Origin of the sequence: Dietzia sp. B44 (assembly GCF_014145245.1) — a bacterium.
GTDB lineage: Bacteria > Actinomycetota > Actinomycetes > Mycobacteriales > Mycobacteriaceae > Dietzia > Dietzia natronolimnaea.
This window is the reverse complement of record NZ_JAALEF010000264.1, coordinates 1-4,404: the sequence shown is the minus strand read 5'-3', so window position 1 is coordinate 4,404 and position 4,404 is coordinate 1. Positions and strand designations below refer to the sequence as shown.

General features: G+C 70.3%; 3 protein-coding genes. 2 read left to right on the top strand and 1 reads right to left on the bottom strand.

Annotation, left to right across the window (positions count from 1 at the left end):
- Nucleotides 1–201 precede the first annotated feature (201 nt).
- Nucleotides 202–1,014: a DoxX family protein gene (locus tag G6017_RS09405; RefSeq protein ID WP_182609518.1), complete on the top strand. Its 813-nt coding sequence runs from the start codon at nt 202–204 to the stop codon at nt 1,012–1,014.
- A gap of 22 nt (nt 1,015–1,036) precedes the next feature.
- Here the strand turns inward: G6017_RS09405 and ilvD are convergent, their stop codons facing one another.
- Nucleotides 1,037–2,875, bottom strand: a complete 1,839-nt coding sequence (gene ilvD, locus G6017_RS09400; RefSeq protein WP_182609519.1) for a dihydroxy-acid dehydratase — start codon at nt 2,873–2,875, stop codon at nt 1,037–1,039.
- 194 nt (nt 2,876–3,069) lie between these two features.
- Here ilvD and G6017_RS09395 point away from each other — a divergent pair.
- Nucleotides 3,070–4,404, top strand: a 1,335-nt coding sequence (locus tag G6017_RS09395; RefSeq protein WP_182617094.1) for a YhgE/Pip domain-containing protein, incomplete at its 3' end; no start/stop codon positions are given.

The following is a 4,404-nucleotide window of genomic DNA, read 5'->3' as shown; positions in this document are numbered from 1 at the left end:
GCCGGGGGGGCTGGACGGCGGTGCCGCGCCCATCCCCGGTCCGGGGGCGGGGGTGAAGGGCGCGGCGAGACGGTCGTCGAATCTCGCGCACCCGGCCGTCGCGACGGCCAGGACCACCAGCAGCGAGAGCGATCTCATGGCGACAAGCCTACGGTGCGCCGTGTCCTGGGTGCGGGTGCCGGGGAAGCGGCCTATGGTCGCATGGTGACTTCCTCAAAGCCCGGAGACGACGCCCGAACCGAGATCATCCACGATGTCGACTACCCGCTCGACGTCCCCAACGCGACGGGGGCCGGTTCCGGCACGGGGACCGCGGACTCGGCGACCACGGCATTCCCCGCGGCGGGTCGGACGGACTACTCGCAGTTCTCCGAGTCCGGGGGATACGACACGTCGGCGCCGTTGCCGTTCGGCGACCAGCCCACGACGATCGACCCCGCCCCCCGCGACGAGATCTCCCGGCGCGGCACGACCGATTTCGGGTTGTTCCTCCTCCGACTCGCGGTGGGCGTCCTGTTGGCCATGCGTGGTCTGCAGAAGCTCTTCGGCCTGTTCGGCGGCCCGGGACTCGACGGATTCACGCAGACCCTCACCGAGTCGGGTTTCGAGCAGGCGCGACTGCTCGCGATCGCCGGCGGGGTCGTCGAGCTGGTCGCGGGGATCCTGCTCGTCGTGGGCCTGGCGACGCCGGTCGCGGCGGCCGGGTTGCTCGGGCTGGTCGGGTTGGGTCTCGCGGTCCGGCTGACCGGTGACGACCCCGTGCCGCTCCTCGGCGAGACGACCCGTGGGCTCGAGACGTCGATCCTGTACGTCGCCGCCCTGCTCGCACTCCTCTTCGCGGGAGCCGGACGCTGGTCGGTCGACCGCAGGTGGCGGTGGTCGCACCGCCCCCGGTTCAGCGGAGTGATCTGGCTGCTGCTGGCCGTGATCGCGGCAGGGGTGATCTGGTACCTGCTCAACGGCAGCAACCCGTTGATGTCCACGACCGACAGCCCGGCGGTCACCGCGGGCTGACCGCGGCGGCGGGCCGTGGAGGTCAGCCCGGCAGGATCCGCACGGCACCCTTGTCCGCGGACGACGCCATCGAGGCGTATGCCCGCAGCGCGGTGGAGACCTCCCGCTCGCGGTGGACCGGACGCCACGGGAGGGGTCCCTTCTCGGCCCGGCGACGGTCCAGCTCGTCGTCGTCGACCTCCACCGAGATGGATCGTGTGGCCACGTCGATCGTCACGACGTCTCCGTCCCGGATCAACCCGATCGGGCCGCCGGCGGCGGCCTCGGGGGCGATGTGCCCGATGGACAGTCCCGACGAGCCGCCTGAGAAGCGGCCGTCCGTGATCAGGGCGCACCTGGTGCCCAGGCCGGCGCCCTTGATGAACGCGGTGGGGTGGAGCATCTCCTGCATGCCCGGGCCGCCGGCCGGGCCCTCGTAGAGCACCACGAGCACCTCGCCGGGCTGCAGGGTCTTGTCCAGGATCACCGACACCGCCTGCTCCTGCGACTCCACGACCCGCGCCGGGCCGCTGAAGTGGAAGTTCGCCTCGGACACGCCGGCGGTCTTGAAGACCGATCCGTCCGGCGCGATGTTGCCGCGGAGCACGGCCAGCCCGCCCTCGGCGGTGGCCGGGTGCTCGACCGAGTGGATGCAGCCGTCCACGGCGTCCGTGTCCAGCGACTCCCAACGGTTGTCCGTGGAGAACGGCTCGATGGTGCGGACCCCGCCGGGTGCGGCGTGGAACAGCTCGATCGCCTGCTCGGTGGCGGTACCGCTGCGGATGTCCCAGTCCGCGATGTGCTGTTCGAGAGAGGGGGAGTGCACCGAGTGGACGTCCGTCTCCAGCAGACCGCCGCGGTACAACTCGCCGAGGATCGCCGGGATGCCACCGGCCCGGTGGACGTGCTCCATGTAGTAGTCCGAGTTGGGTGCGACCTTGGCCAGGCACGGCACCCGACGGGAGATCTGCTCGATGTCGTGGAGATCGAAGTCGACCTCACCCTCCTGCGCGGCGGCGAGGATGTGCAGCACCGTGTTGGTGGACCCGCCCATGGCCACGTCGAGCGTCATGGCGTTGGCGAAGGCCTCCTTGGTGGCGACCGACCGCGGCAGGACCGAGGCGTCGTCGTCCCGGTAGTAGCGGTGGCAGAGGTCCACGATGACCCGGCCGGCCTCGGCGAAGAGCTCGCGCCGTGCGCTGTGGGTGGCCAGAGTGGAGCCGTTGCCCGGCAGCGACAGGCCCAGGGCCTCCGTCAGGCAGTTCATCGAGTTGGCCGTGAACATGCCCGAGCAGGAACCGCAGGTGGGGCAGGCCGAGCGTTCGATCGCGTCGAGGCCCTCCTGGTCGACCGCCGAATTGGCCGAGGCGGAGATCGCGGTGACGAGGTCGGAACCGGCCTTGACCACGCCGTCGACGACCACCGAGAAGCCGGACTCCATGGGGCCGCCGGAGACGAACACGGTCGGGATGTTCAGACGCATCGCCGCGTTGAGCATCCCCGGCGTGATCTTGTCGCAGTTCGAGATGCACACCAGGGCGTCGGCCGTGTGCGCGTTGACCATGTACTCGACGGAGTCGGCGATGATCTCGCGGCTGGGAAGCGAGTACAACATCCCCGCGTGACCCATGGCGATGCCGTCGTCCACGGCGATGGTGTGGAACTCGCGCGCGACGCCACCCGCCGCGGTGATCTGCTCGGCGACGATCTCGCCGACGTTCTTCAGGTGCACGTGCCCGGGGACGAACTGCGTGTACGAGTTGGCGACCGCGATGATCGGTTTGCCGAAGTCGGCGTCCGTCATGCCGGTGGCGCGCCAGAGTGCGCGGGCCCCCGCCGCATTGCGTCCGGCGGTGCTGGTGCGGGACCTCAGGGCGGGCATGGGACCTCGATCCGGTTCGGGAGACGACGGGACGGGCGTCCCGGGTGGCAGTCCTGCGATCAGGCCTGCGGGCGGCCCCGTGACGTGGGCGGGGACGCTCCGGGGGACGGGTACACGATACCCGCGGTGGCAGGAGTAACTTCGTCTCGGTCGGCCGTGTGGTCGACCGGCGTTCCACACGAATGAGGATCACCATGACCGACTCCGGCCACACCGGCGGCTTCCGCGAGTTCGCCTCACACTCGGCGGGCGCGGTGGTTCTGGTCTGCGGACTGTTCTTCCTGCTGTCGTTCATGTATCTGGGCGGCACCGCGGATCCCCAGGCCCACGCCCGGCACATTCCCGTGGCGGTGGTGGACTCCGACCGCGGAGCCTCGTTGGACACGCCGATCGGCGTGCGGGACCTCGACGTGGGATCGCAGATCACCGCCGGCCTGCTCCAGAACAACGACTGGGAGAAGATCCGGCTTCACGTCGTGGACCCCGGGACGGCGGAGGAGGGACTGCGTGACGGATCGTACTTCGGGGCGATCAGGATCCCCGCCGACCTGAGCGAGCGGGTGGTCGGTCTGGTCGAGGCGGCGGCCACCGAAGAGGGGGATGCGGCGGAACCTCCCGCGCCCGCGCGGGTCACGGTCGAGTACTCGCCCCGCGTCTCCATCGTGTCGAGCCAGGTGATGAACACCATGGCCGAGGCGATGCAGGAGTCGTTCCGCGACCGGATGGGCCCCAGGTTGCTCGCCGACTCACAGTTGCTCGCCGAGGCGGAGGGCAGGACGATCGGCGCCGCCGCGACCCTCGCACTCCAGGACCCGGTCGGGATCGACGTGACCGCGTGGAACCCGCTGCCGGAGGGGGTGTCGAACGCCTCGCTGCCGATGTTCTACGCGCTGATCGTGATCCTCGCGGGCTTCACCGGGGCGATGATCATCTCCGCCGTGCTCGACGCCCGGCTCGGGTTCATCCCCCTGGAGATCGGACCTCTGGCGCTGCACGTGCACGTGGCCCCGTTCGGCCGGCTCCAGACGCTGGCCCGCAAGTGGGTGGTCACACTCGTGACGGCCCCGCTCGTGTCCGGGCTCTGCCTTCTCGTCGCCCACATCATCGGGGTCACCGGGTACGACCCGTGGCACATGTTCTGGTTCTCGAACCTCGTGATCGTCGCGGTGGGGGTGTGTGCACACACGATCATCGCGGCGATCGGGAACGCCGGGCTGTTGGTCAACCTGGTCGTGTTCGTGGTGCTGGGGATACCGACGTCGGGCGGAGCCACCCCGACGCAGATGCTGCCGCAGGTGTTCGTCGCGATCGGCAACCTCCAGCCGATGCACCAGGCCTACCTCGGACTGCGGTCGATCATGTTCTTCGACTCGAGCTGGGACGCGGGCCTGGGGCACGCGGTGTGGGTCCTCGGCGGCTGGGCGGTGGCCGGACTGCTCGCGGGGGTGGCGGTCACCCTCGCCTACGAGCGCATGGGGCTGCGCCGCCAGGCCGTCGCCGACCGTGTTCCGGCGGGCGGTCGCTCTCTC